The sequence below is a fragment of the Erythrobacter donghaensis genome, from assembly GCF_001557325.1.
GTDB lineage: Bacteria > Pseudomonadota > Alphaproteobacteria > Sphingomonadales > Sphingomonadaceae > Erythrobacter > Erythrobacter donghaensis_B.
The window spans coordinates 1-444 of the sequence record NZ_LSJS01000129.1 but is presented as its reverse complement, the minus strand read 5'-3'; the positions used below and the strand labels follow the sequence as shown (position 1 = coordinate 444).

Below are 444 nucleotides of genomic sequence, written 5' to 3'. Positions count from 1 at the left end.
CCGATTTCCTGTGCCTCGAGTCCGGCTCGATCGACATCCTCTACATCACCGAGATCGATCCGCTCTGGCAGGACAGCGAACTCACCGCGATCATCAACCCCGAGGCTGTACTGTTCGCCAATCCGCTGGCGCTTGCGGCCTGCGCGGCCGACTGCGTGGCGGCAACGGCCAAGCTGCCGACCGATGAACTGTTCTGGTGCGCGGGCTGTCAGGGCACGATGTATCCGCTTAACGGCAATGTCTCGGCGACCATTGGCCATGTCCAAGCCTCGCGGCTCGCGCTCGCCCGCTTCTCCTACAAGCTCCACCGCGAGCTCGTCGCCTGGGGGACGATGGGGAGCAAGGGGCTTTGCGGCAAGTACCTGATGCCGGTGATGCGCAAGCAGCAATACCGCTTCCAGGCCACCAATCCCAATCCGCAGACCAAGGGCCGCTACGCCTGCG

1 protein-coding gene is annotated in these 444 nt (G+C 64.2%); it reads left to right on the top strand.

Features of this window, described 5'->3' with window-relative positions; all coding sequences use genetic code 11:
• A partial coding sequence (locus tag AX692_RS06810) for a TraU family protein (protein ID WP_196491774.1) occupies positions 1-444 on the top strand: 444 nt, incomplete at both ends.